Origin of the sequence: Ulvibacterium sp., assembly GCF_965228935.1 — a bacterium.
GTDB lineage: Bacteria > Bacteroidota > Bacteroidia > Flavobacteriales > Flavobacteriaceae > Ulvibacterium.
This window is the reverse complement of sequence record NZ_OZ245846.1, coordinates 265,714-282,174: the sequence shown is the minus strand read 5'-3', so window position 1 is coordinate 282,174 and position 16,461 is coordinate 265,714. Positions and strand designations below refer to the sequence as shown.

The window sequence follows — 16,461 nt, the reverse complement described above, 5'->3', positions numbered from 1 at the left end:
TCCTCCCTAAAATTAGAGAACTGAAAGCAATTCACAACTTCAAAAGTATTCGAGATATTACAAATGAACCTGTGAATCCTCCCTAAAATTAGAGAACTGAAAGCAATTCACAACGGCATCACCGATTTTTGTGTCCTGTTGCGGCCTGTGAATCCTCCCTAAAATTAGAGAACTGAAAGCAATTCACAACATTGACCAATCTTCGGAATATTTTCTTCGCCCTGTGAATCCTCCCTAAAATTAGAGAACTGAAAGCAATTCACAACCGTTTCGAGTCGTTTCACACTTAAAGAATCCCTGTGAATCCTCCTTAACCCTTCGACTACGCTCAGGACAGGAATTAGAGAACTGACCGAGCGCAGCGACCGACGAATACCTCTAAAAAGCAATGAATACGTAATGCGTAAAGCAATTCACAACATATATCATTGTTAAAATGTTAAACTGTGTTAGAAGACGAGCCTTACGGTTCGCCCGAAAAATGACCCCTTAAAATAGCGGGCCATTCAACAAAGTTATTTGGGGTTTAACACCTAAAAGGTGTTCTGATTCATCCAAGCCTACAACCTGGGCGTCCAGGCCTTTGAAAATGTTTTTACTTTCGAGGTAAAACAACAGACCCATGGGATTAGTTTACCGCTACATTTTATTTTTATCGGTTACCGTAGCTGTAAACGGGCAGGAAAATGGAACGCCCTTAAAGCCCATGGCCCTAAATGAGACCAATGCCATGTGGGGAGCGAACTGGTCACCGGACAATTCCAGGATTACCTATACGGATTGGGGCCATTTTAAGGACGATGGATTGAATTTTTCTTGGAAATGGGACATATTCCTATGTGATAGGGACGGTAAAAATGTAAAAAACCTAACGCAAAGCAACACAAACGATTTTGCATCCTCCTGGTCCCCAAAAGGAGATGCCATTTGCTTTGTAAGCGACCGGGACGGGGACTTGGATATCTATATCATGGATTCGAATGGCAAGCATATTCAAAACCTTACGAACAATAACGATGACGAATTTGGGCCTATGTGGTCACCGGACGGTACACGGATAGCATTCACAAAGAGGACAAAGGGTCAGACGGATATTTTTACAATTGATCTCGCAAACGGAAATATCCAACAGCTAACCCAAAGTAAATATGATGACAATGACCCTTTTTGGTCTCCCAGCGGTGAAAGCCTGGTCTTTTCCTCAAACCGTACGGGCCCTTTCCAAATATATTCCATCAGTCCAAAAGGCATTGGCCTAAAAAGACGCACCTATACCACTTCCAACGAAACGGGGCCATCCTATTCAAACGATGGTACACGGATTACGTTCACCTCAGATCGCGATAATGTAGGCCCTAAAAGAAGGGAATGGAATTTTGTCCAGATCTATGCCATGGATACGCTGGGTAAAGGTTCAAGACGATTGGTTTTTGATAGGATGGGCGGGAGCTCTCAACCCCGGTGGTCCAAAGACGATGAGTACCTGCTATTTACCTCATGGAGAAAAGCCAATAGGGATATCTACATCGTAACATCAAATGGAATCGAAAAAGAGGTGATAACATCAAATTTTAAAAGTGAATTCTATAAGATGGCGTTAAACCAAAATGTGGGCAAGGCGATAGAGAGTTTTCAGGAATCCATTAAAATTGCCCCCGATTCAAGATTCTTTTCCGATGCGGAACTACGGAATTTAGGGATGATTTTATATGAAAACGGAAGATTCGGGGAGGCTTTGGAACTGTATACCTTTTATCGGGACCGCAAACCCTCGGATGAGCTTGCCCAGGATTTTTTACTTTTTATTTCGCAAGAATTGGGAAAAGATGTGCCTCCAAACTCCGAAGAAATCGTAAGTGAAATAAAAAATGATTTTAAGAGTGGGTTTATCCTTTTATCCAAATTGATAGCGCGTTTTCCGGAATGGTATATCATAGGGCCGAGTCAATTTGTTCAAATCTATAAGTTTTTGAAAGCAAGGAATAGGACTGGAGATCAAATACTGTTGTTGGAATTGGCGATCAAAAAATATCCCGACAATTCAATGCTAATTGAATTGCTTGGGGACACTTATTCTTTATTGGACAATTCTTTGCGCGCATTGCGGCACTATAAAAAAGCCGTTCAGTTAAATCCGGATTCCACACAACTTTTAAGGAAAATCAAAAATCTGGAGGAGGGGGGACTTAAATTATAGTAAAGTCACGGTACCCGACTCTTCTCCAAATGGCACAAAGCACTGACCTTTCATTTTGATCGCCTTTTACTTGATTCGATAGACGCGTTATCCGGGCTTAAATAGGGATTGGAAACCATGCCTATTTGATATAATCCTTAATTTTCTGATTAAGTGGTATTTTTTTCGGGTCGCCCGGGTAAAACGGGTAGGAAAAGTCCATAAAAAGCCATATTTTAAGAGTTGTATTGTAAAACGAGGGTATCCCTCGTTTTTCGCGCCACTGCTATCAATAAGTGCGGAAAACCAAAACGTGTTCCTCCCATGCCGAAAAAGATATCCACTTACATCGTTTATGGCGTAGTTCTGTTCCTCTCATGGCCCTTACTGGCCCAAGATCCAGACTACATTGTCGGAAAACTGGTAGATACCCAAACGGAGGATCCCATTGTATTTGCCAATATCAGGATCAAGGACAGGGCCTTGGGGGTTATTACCAACGAGGACGGTAGTTTTAGAATCCCCGTGCGGTACAGGGAATATGGTGATATCATTGAAATATCTTCCATGGGGTATAGGACCAAGGAAATTCCCATAATGAATTTGGAAGAAGGGATCCTAAACCGGATACGATTACATCCGGATGCCATAATGCTGGAGGAGGCCATTGTTAAGGCCAAAGGGAAGCGAAAAAAGTATTCCGCCCGTACCATTGTAAAAATGGCCATAGAGACCATTGAGGAGAACTATCCCTCCAGTTCTTTTTCCACGGTGGGCTACTATCGGGACTATCAATGGAAAAATGATGACTACATGAATCTCAACGAAGCCATTTTAGAGGTTTTTGACCAAGGTTTTGACCAAGAGGATTTCAGGACTTCCGAGGTACAGTTGTTCGATACGAAAATGAACGAGGACTTTCAACGGGATACGCTGGCCTCCCAGAAATATGATTATGGCACCGGAACGAAAATAATAGACAAGGCCTATTTGGAGAATTATGATGGGAACGAGTTTACAAACTTGAGAATTCACGATGCCTTACGGAACTTCAATGTATATTCCTATGACTTTGTCGGCAGGTTGGAGGAGGACTTTTTGACCAATCACAAATTTTCGAAAAACAAGGAGACCTATCTGGCCGACGAGGCATTATATGTAATCGATGGCCAAGGGCAAAAACCGGGTTATAGGGCCCACGCCAAACTATATATCTCCAAGACCGATTATGCCATCCATAAAATGGAATATGCCCTGTACGATACTGCCGAAAGAAATGAATCCGGGATCAAGAATAAACACGGCCACAAACGTAAAATGATTTTTGATGTGGTTACAAAATACAATAGGATCAAGGGAAAAATGTATTTAAGCTATATCTCCTTTCATAATAGTTTTGTGCTTAACCTTCCGCCGGTATTTATAATGACCGATGTGGATTTATCCCTATCAAAGGGCTATTTTGGACTAAGATTCAACCGACCTATAGATGCGATTTCCGCCAAGATCGGAAGTAATTATACCATAACCTTTAAAGGGGCCCAATGGGAAGTAGGTGAAGTAGAGGTGTTCGGGGACTCGGTAAAGGTCTATCCCGATCTAAAAGAGGGAACTTTGGCCCAGGCCATGCGGGAAATTGATGCAGCCGTAAAGAAGAGAAGCTTCGACAGCGAATTGTTGGACATACAGGTCAGGAACGTAAAGGATTTTGAAGGGAACCCCATCAATACCCCAAGGACCGAGGATTATCAGCAATTCAGGGAGTTTTTTGTTCAAAGGGTAAAATTGGACACCCGTGCCCCATTCGATATGAAATTCATGGACAAGAGAAAACCTATTTTTAAGGGCCAACCCATTGAAGAACCAGAGGATTACCAGGAGTATTGGATGAATACCCCCTTACAGGGGAAAATCAATTAATATGGAAAGAAACATTTTCAGGAATTCCTTTTTTCTGCTGTTTGTGTTGTTGGCGACTTCGGGCTTTTCACAGACGGAAGATTTTATATTTGGACAATTGGTGGATTCTACAAAAAATGAGACGATTCCGTTTGCCAGTATCCGGATAAAAGATAAGGCCTTGGGCGTAATCACCAATATAGACGGCACCTTTAAGATACCGTTACGATTTAAGACGTTGGGCGATGTTGTAGAGATTTCATGTATGGGTTATGTGACCAAAGAGCTTTTGATGGAGGATTTGGCCGAAGGACAAAGCAATGTCATACTACTTGAACCCGGGGGTTTTGAACTAAGCGAAGCTGTGGTTTCCGCTAAAATCAGAGGGCTTACCGCCAAACAGATCGTTAAGATTGCGGTGAATAGTATTCCACAGAACTATCCTTCGGAAAACTTTGATATTGTTGGATATTATCGCGATTATCAAGTCAAAAATGGAAATTATGTCAACTTAAACGAAGCCATCATCAACGTTCAGGACCAAGGTTTTGCCACCAAGGATATTCTTGACAATAAATACCAATTGTATTCGTATACGAAAAATCTCGATTTTGAGGTGGATCCGTTTGCAAGACGACCGTATGACTATAAAAATCGGAACAAGATAGTGCCCAATGCCAGAATGCGGAATGATGGTGGTAATGAATTTATTACCTTACGATTACACGATGCCATACGGAATTATGGCCTGGAATCCTTTTCGTTCGTAGATTCCCTTTCCACCCACTTCATAGAGAACCACAAGTTTCGAATTCTTCGAAAAACCAACTTCAACAAAGAAAAGGTCTATGAAATCGATTTGACCTATGAGGATAAAAATTATCGTGCGGAGGGTAAGATCTTTATCAATACCGATGGTTTCGCTATCCATAAGCTAGACTATGCCCTATTTAAAAGGAGGCAACCCCTTTTCTACCGTGTGGCGGAAAATGCCCAGGAAAGGTTCACGGACGGATTTGAAAAAATGAATAGGGAAATGTTGTACCATATTCAAATAGAATATGCAAGGGCCCCTAGAAAAAAGATGTTTCTAAACTACATTTCCTTTTACAATAAGGTGTTATTGCAAAGACCGGCGGTATTTAGATCCAAGGTCGTTATTGACTTGTTCGATCGATCTTTTAGGGTTCGTTTGAATAAGGCTCCGGCCAACCTGGATAGAATAAAAGTTGGCGATTTTCGGATTCTCTTTAGGAATCAGTCTTTGCCCTTAAGTAGATTTTACTACTTGGAAGATGAACAAACTTTTGTGGTATGTCCGCATTTGGACTATAGAAAGACAGAGGATGCATATCGGTATTTGTTTACGGCGAAAAAGGGGCTTCAAGTACCTAACGTAAAATTTACGCCCCGCAATATTAAGGACAGTTTGGGGAATAAACTGGATGAAAGAAAATGGGAATATATCCATCAGTACCGGGAGTTCTTCACCCAGGAAGCAAAACTTAGGCCCAAGCGAGAATTGGATACGGTAGGGCTTATGAAAAAGATCTTGCCCTTGGAACATGTATTACAGCCTATAAATGACAAAGGTCTTAAAAAGGAATACTGGAAAAACACACCGCTACGCAACTTGGAACAATGAGGATTTCCTTGGCGTGGAATTCCGGTATAGTATTTTTCGATAAGAAGTATGTGTTCGGTTCTTCCCGGCCAACGGCCCTTTTTCTTCAATCCCTTTTCACCCTGTAGGTTACGCGTCTATTGGTAATGATTCGGGTGGGGCAACCCAAACGCAAAGTATTGTCCCGTGCGGATCCAATAGCCTGCCCGGCACCCACTGCCAAGGGGATACCATAAGTTGGGCTCGAAGGGTCGGTGTCCACGGCCCCTGCCAATCCGTTGTTGGCATTCAGGTCGTTTTTGGTAAACGTACCGTTGCCCTCCACGGCATCGGGGCAGCTATCGCCGTCACTATCCGTGTCCAAATGGTCCGCGATACCATCGTTATCGGTATCGATTTCCGTACAGGCGTTATTGCAACCATCCGCTTCATGTACACTGGTCAACCCAAAGATGGCACCTATTGCAGGAATCGAGGTGGTTATGGTGGTACCTGAACTCCCTGTTGTAGCATCGTCCAAAACGATAATAGTATCATCCGCTCCGTATACCACCTGACAACTACCGGAAATTGTTGCTCCATAAGCCAGTCCCGGAAGAGGGGTCGGTGCGGAATGGCCTACATAGTTATAGGTGACAGGATCTATGTCCAGTTCAAACAGGTAATTTGAAAAGGTCGCTGCTGGAGGATAGGCCAGATAGTATATTTTTCCATTGACCAGGGAGAAGTCCCCTGCTGGAATATAGCCAGGTATGGTAGCCCATGGGGTAACGGAAAATGGAGACAGCGTAACCCTGTAAATGGTAGAGGTTGAATCAAAGCCAACCAGAGCCGAACCGTCGGGAAGGAAGGACAGGGCTTTACCTCCATTGTGAGGGGCCGCTCCCACAATGGTTTCCGTACAGGTACTCAAATCGACTCTTTTGATATCTGAAGATCCGGCGATTCCCCATATTACGGTATACACCTGACCGTCCGGTGCTATCCCGATATCCCCGGCCACCTGAAGTCCTGAGCACAGTATGTTGACCGCGTTGGTCTCAAGATCATAAGTTGCAATTTGGCCAGATGCGGTATTTACGTACACCTCTCCAAGCGTGATATTTGGACAGGAGTGCCCCTCATCTATATCAGAGATTCCATCATTATCATCGTCCAGGTCCTGGCAGTCTTCTATGCCGTCCCCGTCGCTATCATCACTAGTAAACAACCGAATACCGTCCAAGACCATATATTCAAAATTGAATGGGGTACCATCATCATCAACCCTAAAGCTTAGCTCTTGGGATGTTGCCGTGGCGATAAAGGTCATTTCCTCCTCCATCCATATTTGGTTGCCCTCTCCCAAATAGTCCATGGCCGTACTATAGAAGGTCTGAGCGCCGAATATTACCTGCCACCGCGCCCTTTGGGCCGGGTCTATGGGTGTATACCCATCTATTCCTGCATTGGCTTGATAGAACTTGAGCACATAGACTTGTCCCACATCCAGGCCCGTTGTTTGAACGGAAAGGCCTTCGCCGAAATTGGACGTTACCACCCAGCCTCCTACAAAAACACCACCGTCCGGGGAAGGAGGCATCCCGTCCGCAAGTCCTGACCAAAGGTTTGACCCTAAGGTAGGCATAGGGGAGATCCAAGAGTCCGGGGAACCGACATAGTCGGACCATCCTCCTGTATTTACATGGCTATTGAACATATTGTCCGAGGCCAAGCTGGACAGGGATTCAAAGGTACCGTCGGCATCCGAACTAAAATCAAAGGGTACCAGGCATTGCCCGGATACAATTGCATTATTAAGTAGAAGAACAAATAGGGGAACTACCCAATTGTTCCTTAAAAATCGGTTTTTTGAAATCATGGGTCGGTTATGGGGTTGCACAACACGCTTTCCCAAGACCCATTAATATTCAATGTTTTTTAGATTATGGGCAGGAAAAACGATGTCATAGTCGGTACAAATCTAGTGGGGGAGGTGTGCGGATTTTAGCTTGATTCGCTAAACGGTAGGTTTCATGTGCTTATCGGCAGAGAATAAAAAACAACGGTATCTGCCTATACAAGAGACTTGTAGGGGCATTCTTCTTTGTTTTGTGGGCAAAAAATTCAATTCATCGGTTTCCTCTGTTTCGATACGCCTATCAACGGATTCGATGTCCTTTTTAGCTTCTTTAAGCTTGCGAAAGGGTTGTCCGGGGGAAACCACAGGATGTTTTAGATCAATCCCTCCTGACCCTATAGGTTACACGCCTATTGGTAATGATGCGGGTGGGGCAGCCCAGGCGTAGTGTATTGTCCCGTGCAGATCCAACAGTTTGCCCAGAACCGGCTGCCAAGGGAATGCCGTAATTTGGGCTTAAAGGGTCGGTGTCCACGGCCCCTGCCAATCTGTTGTTGGCGTCCAGGTCGTTTTTGGTAAAGGAGCCTTCGCCCTCGACGGCATCGGGGCAGGTATCGCCATCACTATCCGTATCCAAATGGTCCGCGATGCCATCATTATCGGTATCGATTTCCGTACAGGCGTTATTGCAACCATCCGCTTCATGTATACTGGCCAGCCCAAAGATAGGGTCTATTTGTGGAATGGAGGTGGTAATGGTCGTTCCCGAACTCCCTGTGGTAATATCGTCCAATAGGATAATGGTATCGAATCCACCGTATACAACTTGACAGCTTCCGGAAATAGCCGCTCCCAAGGCCGATCCAGGAAGAAGGATTGGTGCGGAATTGTTAATATAGTCATAGGTGTTGGGATCTACATCGATTTCAATTGAATAATTGATAGCGGGATTCCCAGTAGGATGGGCCAAGTAGTATAGTTTCCCATTGACCAGGGAGAAGTCCCCTGCGGGAGTAAAGCCCGGTATAGAAGCCCATGGGGTAACGGTAAAAGGGGACAGCGTAACTCTGTAAATCATAGGGGTTGTATAAAAACCGACCAGGGCCGAACCATCCGGAAGGAAGGACAGGGCAACGGCCCCACCAACCGGGACCGTTCCCATAATGGTTTCCGTACAGCTGCTTACATCCACTCTCCTTACTTGCGAAGATGTAGGGCTGGCACCGCCAATTTGAACGGTATATACTTGACCGTCCGGGGCTATCCCGATATCCCCGGATACCTGAAGCCCGGAGCACAGCACATTTACCGCGTTGGTTTCAAGATCATAGGTCGCAATTTGGCCGGTTGAAGTATTTACGTACACCTCTCCAAGCGTGACACTTGGGCAGGAATGCCCTTCATCTATGTCCGTTATCCCGTCGTTATCATCATCGAGATCCCGGCAATCGTGAATTCCATCGCCATCGGTGTCATCACTAAGGAACAATCGAACTCCATCCAAGGCCATATACTCATAATTGAAGCCGGTAGCGTCATTATCTACCCGAAAAGTCAGGTTTTGGGATGTTGCCGTTGCGGTAAAGGTCATTTCCTCCTCCATCCATGTTTGATTGCCTTCTCCCTTATAGTCCATAGCCGTACTAGTAAACGTCTGGGTTCCGAAAGTGACGTTCCATCTTGCCCTTTGGGCCATATTTATTGGTGTATTCCCGTCGATACCTGCATTGGCCTGGTAAAACTTCAGTACATAGATTTGCCCTATATTTAGGCCCTTTATTTGGGCGGTAAAAGCTTCGCCCCAAGACGAAGAGGCTACCCATCCCCCAACAAAGACTCCACCATCCGGGGAGCTTGGCATTCCGTCAGCAAGTCCGGCCCAAATACCTGAACCGGTGGTTGGCATGGGGGAGACCCAGGAATCTGCGGAACCGTAGCTGTTGGTCCATCCTGATCCGGAGGTTACATTGCTATTATAAAAATCACCACTAGCCACGCTGGACAAAGACTCGAAGGTGCCATCGGCATTTGCACTGAAATCGAAGGGTGTAAGGCACTGTCCGAACCCGACAGTACAAGTAGAAATAAGAAAAAGTAGGGGAACTACCCAAATATTTTTTAAAAGTCGGTTTTTTGAGGTCATGGGTCGGTTATGGGGTTAAGTCACATGCTTTCCCAAGATCCATCAAAATGTTTCATGGCTAGGGGTGGGGAAACACGGTCATGGTCAGTACAAATTTAGTTGGAGAAACATGCAGATTTTTGTCCAATCCCCTAAACGGTAGGTTCCATAGGATAAACGGTAATGTGTAAAAAAGAACGGTAAACCCCTGTTTTAGGGACTTGTAGGTGGATTCTTCTTTATGCTATGGGCAAAAATTTCAATTTATCGGTTTTCCTTTGTTCCGAGGTTTTTGTTTGCAGGTTCTGTTTAGAATTGTTTACAGGGAAGGCTCCAATTCCTTTTGGTTTGGTATGGGCGTATTTTAAGATTCATATAAAAATATGAACCGTACACCTCCCTATGCTAATACACACAAAGAGCGAATTTTGTTTCATAGTTAGTTTGAGTTAGTTTATGTAGTGGAAGGGCGTAGCTGGTTTGGCTACGCCTTTTTTATGAACGTCACATACTCAAAAAACAAGGCTGTATTGTGCAGATCGTTTTTTATTGAAAGTTCTGGGACATTATCGTACGTAGTATCCAGTCCCTTTGAATCTTCTCTGAAATTAGTTAGAGAACTGATCGGATTTAGCGATCAACCAATATCCCTAAGAAATAATAAAACACTACCATGGGTGGGGCAACTCAAAAATAACTGATAGTTTATCAACTATTTATCAATCGCTAAGTTCAGAAATAAGGAAATTTAGAGTACGGCAAAAAAATGGGGAAAACCTTAAATCAATTACCTAACTATCCCAAGCAACCTATTGGAATATCCGGCTATCTAAAGTTCCGGTGTCAGTCCAAGTGTATATATTTAGGTGCTGGCAGACAGCAAGGAACCTATTCCAACTCCAATTTCCTTTTTAGCTCGGAGTTCTCGCTTTGCAATTGCTCGACCTTTTTGTTTATGTCAATGATATATAGGGTAAGTTCCTCTATTTTCTGCAATAATTTGGAGTCCATTTCTCCCAAGAGGATGCCATTTTCGGCAACTTCCTCAGTGCTTGGGATGTCCTTTAAGTGTCCCCTTTCCTTTATATAGGTCTCTACTTCTTCCAAAGTAGGTAAGTCATAGTCTTTTTCAAAGACAAAGTCCGACCATCCGGTCTCTACCCTTACCTCCTTGGCCCTGACATTTCCGTTGACGGCGAGTCTGTAGGCGCCTGGATCTTGGGTGCCCATTCCAATATTTCCGGAAGAGGTATCCACGATAAGTGTGTTCCATTGATTGCCACCACTGTTTGGGTGCCTGGCGCCGATACCGAACTTGTTTTCACCAAAATTTTCCGAAAACCCTATGTTGATTCCTACGATATCGCCATCCTGTCTCATTTCTATCATAGGATTGTCAAAATCATTGTTATTATCGGTATCCGCCTCCAATCTTAAAATCGCATCTCCTGAGGTTCCCTTGCTCACATGTAAAACACTGTTAGGCGAAGTGGTGCCGATTCCAACGTTACCATTGTTTAAAATTGAAAGATATACATTTTGTCTTTGGACAATATCCTCGATTTGGCTTGAGACCCTATGGCCGATATCGAACCTGTTGCCAGAAGTCGAGGTCCTTTGATGCAAGGTCCATGATGATGTTTCGTTCGTCAATATTATTGAAGAGCCATGGTTTCCGGCATCGGTAGACAATAATTGCAATCTGGCATCCATGCCCTCAATTAAAGAAAATGTATATTGGTCGTAAAAACCATTGGCGCTTCCTTCATAAACATGAAACTTTGATGACGGAGTCGTCGTTCCTATCCCCACATCTCCTGAAGCGGGAAAGGTATTGGTCTGGCCGAAGGCCATTGTACAGCCCAAGAGGGCAAAAAGAAAGATTTGGGTAGTTTTCATTTTGTCGGGGGTTTTGTAGGTTAAAGAACAAATGTAGGAATATACCCCGTAATTATCAATTTGTATAGTAATTATTCGATGAATTGCACCTAGGGTACTTATTTCAGGTAATGGGAACATTTTGCAATTCAGGGTATCGATTCGCACGTATATATCCAGGTGCTCTTTGACTAGATCTGGTCTTCCAAAAATGGATAATCGGTATACCCCCTGGACGAACCTCCCCCAAAAATGGTATGGGTATCGGTTATTTCGTTGGTTTTGGCATTCAATCTCACCCTTCTCGGGTAATCCGGGTTCGCCAAAAACTTTCGCCCAAACCCCACCAGGTCTACGAGATTATCCGATAATAGGTCGTTGGCCTGATCCGGGGTCTTTTTTCCCGTTGCAATAATCGTGCGCTGAAATATTTTCCTTAAGTCCCTTCTAAAATCCATGGGAATTTCCGGGGAATCGTCCCAATCGGCCTCGCTTAGATGAATGTAGCAGACACCTTTTTCCTCGAGTTCCCTGGCCGCCAAAAGAATCGTGTCCAAAATTTCCGGATCGTTCATGTCCTTGAAAGTAATGAAGGGCGATAAACGGACGCCCGTTCTGTCCTTCCCGATCTCCCCTGCTACGGCGTCGATTATTTCCATCAAAAATCTGATCCTATTCTCGCTTGCCCCGCCATATCTATCCGTTCTTTTATTGGAATTGCTCCTTAGGAACTGGTCGATCAAATAGCCGTTGGCCCCATGGATCTCGACACCGTCAAACCCGGCTTTTCTTGCGTTCCTGGCTCCGGTTGCAAACTCTTCTATCACTTGTTGGATATCATTATAGGTCATCGCCCTAGGCTCTTCGACGGGCACGAAGGTCGCATCACCATTGGGGGCACCGTCAAATATATAGACCGAGGTGTCCCTGGCCGACCTAATGGAAGGCCCGATAGGTTGAAGTCCGTTCACCTTTGAACTTGAGACCCTGCCCACATGCCACAGCTGCAAGAATATGCTACTTCCCTTTTCATGGACTTTCTTGGTTATCAACTTCCAACCCTCCACCTGTTCCTCTGTATATATTCCCGGAGTATTGGCATACCCCTTTCCCTGCAAGGAAACCTGTGTGGCCTCCGAAACGATGATTCCCGCACTGGCCCTTTGACCATAATACTCCGCCATTAGACTATTGGGGACATCGCCCGGTTGCGAAGCCCTGGATCGTGTCATGGGGGCCATCAGGAACCGGTTTTTCAATTCAATTCCATTTAGATTGTAAGATGTAAAAAGCGGGTCTTTCATTGGAGGCTATTATTCTGGATTTTTCCTTACCAACTCTATTCCGGTAATCCAGAAGACTTCTGACTCTACGAATTCTACTTCGGCAATTGCTTTTTCATCGGACGCGCCTCTGTATTTAGCCCTGGTACCATGGAGGTTTAAAGGATAGTTATGGTCTATATCGGTATTGCGATCGGTCTCGAAATGAACCATATCGTTCTCGGCCCTCCATCTTCCCCTTCCCCTTATACTGGGCTCGGTGGTCATGCCTCCTTTGATTTGTATGCTTTTTCCTTCGACTTGGCGAATGGTGTACGAATCGAATAGGAAAGTGCCGTTGGCACGTAATTCCAAAAGATATTCCACCGACCCATCTTTTGATATTTTTTCATAATCACCAGCAATGTCGTGAGACTGCGCGCATGAATACAAGCAGGAAATCATTAAGCCTATCAATAGGGATTTTTTCATTATTTGGAGAATGCACTACAATGTTGGAACCAATATAAGAAATCTTTGATGGCAATGGCGGCATCATCCCCAAAAACCTACTGTACTTCTTTGTGGTTTGGGGGGCATTGGAAATTCTTACCACAATTAATTATTTCCTATGTTGGCGGCAGATATTTTTTTATTTACAAGTTTTAGGCCTTTGTCCAAGAACTCGTCTTTGTGGTTAATGAGTCCATCAACCGTTTTTTCCACATAAACATCTGGCAAGATTCCAATTCCATATAATTGTGTTCCGTCAAGTTTTAAAACTTGCATTCCCGTCCATTTGATTTGAATATTGCCAGGTAGGGTAAAAATGTTATAATTTCCATTAGTTCCAGCTGTGGGCTGGCCTACTATTGTGGCTAATTTGTAACCTTTTACAAAACCCATGATACTTTCTGCATAGCTTATAGCACTTCCGTTTGTTATGAAGACGATATTCTTATCGCCAAGATAGGGTTGCGCCGGTATCATGGTTTCAGTCCAGTCTCCTTCAACATAGTTTGTGATTTTTTTTTGGTTGGGGAAAACGATTTTTGGAATTCTTAGCCAGCCTTTGGCAGTATCCACTTTTTTGAGTAAGTGATTTACAATTCTTTCTGATCCGTTAGGATAACCTCTTAAATCGCAGATAATTCCATTTGATTTCTCCAATTCGGGTAATAAATATTCCATAGTTTGCCAATCCAGCAATGTAAGATTCAGATAATGAATATTGTTGTGAAGCTTTTCATAAGGTTTGATACCTTTATCTCGGTCATAATTATGCATGTTTCTTTTCAGTACGATTTCCCTTTTGTCTACTTGGATAATAAGCTTGGAATTCTCTTTGCCACGTAAAGATTCGTTTTCCGACCTGTATCGCAACCAACCTTTAGTGCCAGAGGATATTCTCGACTCCATCTCATCAAAATAATCTTTGGAATCTTGTCCGTTAACTTTTGAGACTTCATCCCCGACCTTTAGATTTAGATCAGTATTCCAAACCCTTGTTATTATTAATTTGTTTTGAATCCATTCCCACGAAATTGGTGGATAGTAGTAATGATCTTTTTCTCCAATAACATCAATTGAAATGTGGCCATCTTGTAACGGAGCCGTAAACTTTTGTAACCTAGTAACGTGATCTGATTTTGAAGAATCTACAAAGGATCCAACAATAGCATTTCTTAGCTCTTGCTGCCAATCTATGCTCAAAACATCCAAATACGGGAAAAAGTGCTGGAATACGTTATAGACATTTATTAAATTGCCCAGTCGAAACGCCAATCCATTTTCATCTATTTTAAATTTTTTCAATTTTCGGTTAAGAACTTCCATTTCATTTGGGTTGGATTTAGGAAGCGTTCCACTTTCGTTTCTTAACAGGACAATTGGGATAGTAAATGATTTGTCTTCCAGAACATCAATATTCATTGCATCACCAAGTTTGGGTCGGTACGGCAAAGTATCGGTTGCTTCATTTACTATAAGACGTTCACTAAAGTAAAGACCATTTTTCTTCATTCCAAAACCAACACCTTGGTGGTGCCAAAATGTCTCCGAGAAACTATCATCCGTTGAAGTACCCTCAAATTTTGAAGCTGGTACGATAGGTAAGAAAAGAGAATCCAATTTTTGGGAAAACTGCTCTTGGGTTTCACATTTTAAAATTTCTTCCGTCGAATAAATGGCAAACTTGTTCCAGTCCAGATCATAAGCTTCATCACTTGGGTGGAAATATTTTACTATTCCGTATATCTCGGCAAATTTTATCAAGTTCTCCACTTTTTGTTGGTCGACCCTGCTTTCGGTCTTACTCGTGCAGGCCATGAGAGACAAACAAATTAGTACTAATAATATTTTGATAAGAGTCACATTTGCTGCTAACGTAGGAATACGAATCATCTATATATTTTTTATGTACAGAACCAAGATAATCGATAGTATAAGCGCTTGATAGGAACTTACCGGAACATTCTTTCGTAAGGCCACTGAATCGTTCAATCCGTATCTCGACGTTCTTCTTTACTGTTGGGCCATAGGAAATAACCGGAAAGGATGCCCAAAAGCAAAATCAAAAATTTTACATACACGGTCAGATCAAGCTTAAATTTAATAGTATCATCGCATAAATTATCGTTACAGCTTAAGGTTTCGCAATCGCAATTTTTCATCTCCGAAAGCCCATTGGATATATCCTGACACAAGACGCGCGTTACATAAGGAATTTCCACTTCTTTTATTTCGTTCTTGTAGTTTTCGCAGTCTATACCAGGCTGCTTAATAAAAAGGCCAATGGCCAATAATCCAATACCCATTATAGAAAGTATCAGGAAATTCTTCTCCAAATTTACTTTTTCATGAATTGTCCTTTGAAAGAAAACATTGGTTACGAACAATCCAAAAAGCCATAACAAAACGATGAACTTTGGTGATGAATTATATACCACGAGGCTAATCGTCGGGAAGCCGTTCGGGAAAGCGAATACTATGTCCAGAATGATCAAGGCGATGAAGATAAAGAGGATTATCCTTTTTACCTTTTTGATAATTCTTGCATCGAATGCCTTGACGACCTTTTTTGATAATTCCCCCATACGCTTTAATCAAAGTTGTTCATTGACCACACAAAATGCCCGATGAACAAGCCTAAGGAAAACAAAATGACCTGAAATGTTTTTGATGTCTTTTTCTTTTGGAAGATAAGGCCCGTTACCAACAAGAATAAGCTGAGGGCGGCCACGACCAGTACATCAAAAATGGAACACTCGAAGGGGATGCCAATTTTACCACAATCGAACCATCGGATGGAAGTCCCCAGGAAAAGATGGCCAGCTAGGATACCACAGAAAAAGGTAATGAAGTAGAACTTACCATAGGCCCAATTCCTAATTACGATGTTGACATTGTCATTTGGGACATCGTTCAATTTTGCGATTATTTCCACGATAAACAGCACAAGTATCGCCACCGCGATCAGACCCACAACGGCATAATAAAAGATATCGAACTCCTGTAAACTGAATTTAAGGTGTGTCATCCGGACGGTAATGGGTGTCCACTAAAATAGTTAATTTTCTGTTTTTTATTAGATGTATTTTCCTATAGTTAATACAACTAACGACAAGTGTTGAATCTAAATCATCTCCTGATAATACTTAA

At 43.1% G+C, this 16,461-nt stretch carries 11 protein-coding genes; 3 read left to right on the top strand and 8 right to left on the bottom strand.

Features of this window, described 5'->3' with window-relative positions:
* Window positions 1-622 precede the first annotated feature (622 nt).
* The 3 genes from ACO06Y_RS01250 (at window position 623) to ACO06Y_RS01240 (ending at window position 5,720) form a co-directional block, all read left to right on the top strand.
* Complete coding sequence (locus ACO06Y_RS01250; protein ID WP_422082010.1) at window positions 623-2,197, top strand: hypothetical protein; 1,575 nt, start codon at window positions 623-625, stop codon at window positions 2,195-2,197.
* Window positions 2,198-2,500: 303 nt separating this feature from the next.
* The gene (locus tag ACO06Y_RS01245) at window positions 2,501-4,096 is read left to right on the top strand and encodes a carboxypeptidase-like regulatory domain-containing protein (protein WP_422082009.1); all 1,596 of its coding nucleotides are present in this window, start codon (window positions 2,501-2,503) and stop codon (window positions 4,094-4,096) included.
* Window position 4,097: 1 nt separating this feature from the next.
* Complete coding sequence (locus tag ACO06Y_RS01240; RefSeq protein ID WP_422082008.1) at window positions 4,098-5,720, top strand: carboxypeptidase-like regulatory domain-containing protein; 1,623 nt, start codon at window positions 4,098-4,100, stop codon at window positions 5,718-5,720.
* A gap of 85 nt (window positions 5,721-5,805) precedes the next feature.
* Here the strand turns inward: ACO06Y_RS01240 and ACO06Y_RS01235 are convergent, their stop codons facing one another.
* The 8 genes from ACO06Y_RS01235 to ACO06Y_RS01200 all read right to left on the bottom strand — a co-directional run bounded on the left by ACO06Y_RS01235 (window position 5,806) and on the right by ACO06Y_RS01200 (window position 16,339).
* Window positions 5,806-7,560 (bottom strand): hypothetical protein, encoded by a 1,755-nt coding sequence (locus ACO06Y_RS01235; RefSeq protein WP_422082007.1) that lies wholly within the window; start codon window positions 7,558-7,560, stop codon window positions 5,806-5,808.
* Window positions 7,561-7,918: 358 nt separating this feature from the next.
* Window positions 7,919-9,682 carry a hypothetical protein gene (locus ACO06Y_RS01230; protein WP_422082006.1) on the bottom strand — a complete coding sequence of 588 codons (1,764 nt, stop codon included), beginning with the start codon at window positions 9,680-9,682 and terminating at the stop codon, window positions 7,919-7,921.
* A gap of 867 nt (window positions 9,683-10,549) precedes the next feature.
* Window positions 10,550-11,560: a hypothetical protein gene (locus ACO06Y_RS01225; RefSeq protein ID WP_422082005.1), complete on the bottom strand. Its 1,011-nt coding sequence runs from the start codon at window positions 11,558-11,560 to the stop codon at window positions 10,550-10,552.
* Between the two features lie 170 nt (window positions 11,561-11,730).
* Window positions 11,731-12,843 carry an alkene reductase gene (locus ACO06Y_RS01220; protein WP_422082004.1) on the bottom strand — a complete coding sequence of 371 codons (1,113 nt, stop codon included), beginning with the start codon at window positions 12,841-12,843 and terminating at the stop codon, window positions 11,731-11,733.
* A gap of 9 nt (window positions 12,844-12,852) precedes the next feature.
* Window positions 12,853-13,293 carry a hypothetical protein gene (locus ACO06Y_RS01215; protein ID WP_422082003.1) on the bottom strand — a complete coding sequence of 147 codons (441 nt, stop codon included), beginning with the start codon at window positions 13,291-13,293 and terminating at the stop codon, window positions 12,853-12,855.
* A 126-nt stretch (window positions 13,294-13,419) separates the two neighbouring features.
* The gene (locus ACO06Y_RS01210; RefSeq protein WP_422082002.1) at window positions 13,420-15,204 is read right to left on the bottom strand and encodes a S41 family peptidase; all 1,785 of its coding nucleotides are present in this window, start codon (window positions 15,202-15,204) and stop codon (window positions 13,420-13,422) included.
* 95 nt (window positions 15,205-15,299) lie between these two features.
* On the bottom strand, window positions 15,300-15,896 hold the full coding sequence (locus ACO06Y_RS01205) for a hypothetical protein (RefSeq protein WP_422082001.1): 597 nt from the start codon (window positions 15,894-15,896) through the stop codon (window positions 15,300-15,302).
* Window positions 15,897-15,901: 5 nt separating this feature from the next.
* Entirely contained in the window at window positions 15,902-16,339 is a 438-nt protein-coding gene (locus ACO06Y_RS01200; protein ID WP_422082000.1) for a hypothetical protein, read from the bottom strand.
* Window positions 16,340-16,461 lie beyond the last annotated feature (122 nt).

Excerpts from the sequence above, each read along its gene's own strand:
- ACO06Y_RS01250 (WP_422082010.1), top strand. The coding sequence starts at position 623 with ATGGGATTAGTTTACCGCTACATTTTATTTTTATCGGTTACCGTAGCT.
- ACO06Y_RS01245 (WP_422082009.1), top strand. The coding sequence starts at position 2,501 with ATGCCGAAAAAGATATCCACTTACATCGTTTATGGCGTAGTTCTGTTC.
- ACO06Y_RS01240 (WP_422082008.1), top strand. The coding sequence starts at position 4,098 with ATGGAAAGAAACATTTTCAGGAATTCCTTTTTTCTGCTGTTTGTGTTG.
- ACO06Y_RS01235 (WP_422082007.1), bottom strand. The coding sequence starts at position 7,560 with ATGATTTCAAAAAACCGATTTTTAAGGAACAATTGGGTAGTTCCCCTA.
- ACO06Y_RS01230 (WP_422082006.1), bottom strand. The coding sequence starts at position 9,682 with ATGACCTCAAAAAACCGACTTTTAAAAAATATTTGGGTAGTTCCCCTA.
- ACO06Y_RS01225 (WP_422082005.1), bottom strand. The coding sequence starts at position 11,560 with ATGAAAACTACCCAAATCTTTCTTTTTGCCCTCTTGGGCTGTACAATG.
- ACO06Y_RS01220 (WP_422082004.1), bottom strand. The coding sequence starts at position 12,843 with ATGAAAGACCCGCTTTTTACATCTTACAATCTAAATGGAATTGAATTG.
- ACO06Y_RS01215 (WP_422082003.1), bottom strand. The coding sequence starts at position 13,293 with ATGAAAAAATCCCTATTGATAGGCTTAATGATTTCCTGCTTGTATTCA.
- ACO06Y_RS01210 (WP_422082002.1), bottom strand. The coding sequence starts at position 15,204 with ATGATTCGTATTCCTACGTTAGCAGCAAATGTGACTCTTATCAAAATA.
- ACO06Y_RS01205 (WP_422082001.1), bottom strand. The coding sequence starts at position 15,896 with ATGGGGGAATTATCAAAAAAGGTCGTCAAGGCATTCGATGCAAGAATT.
- ACO06Y_RS01200 (WP_422082000.1), bottom strand. The coding sequence starts at position 16,339 with ATGACACACCTTAAATTCAGTTTACAGGAGTTCGATATCTTTTATTAT.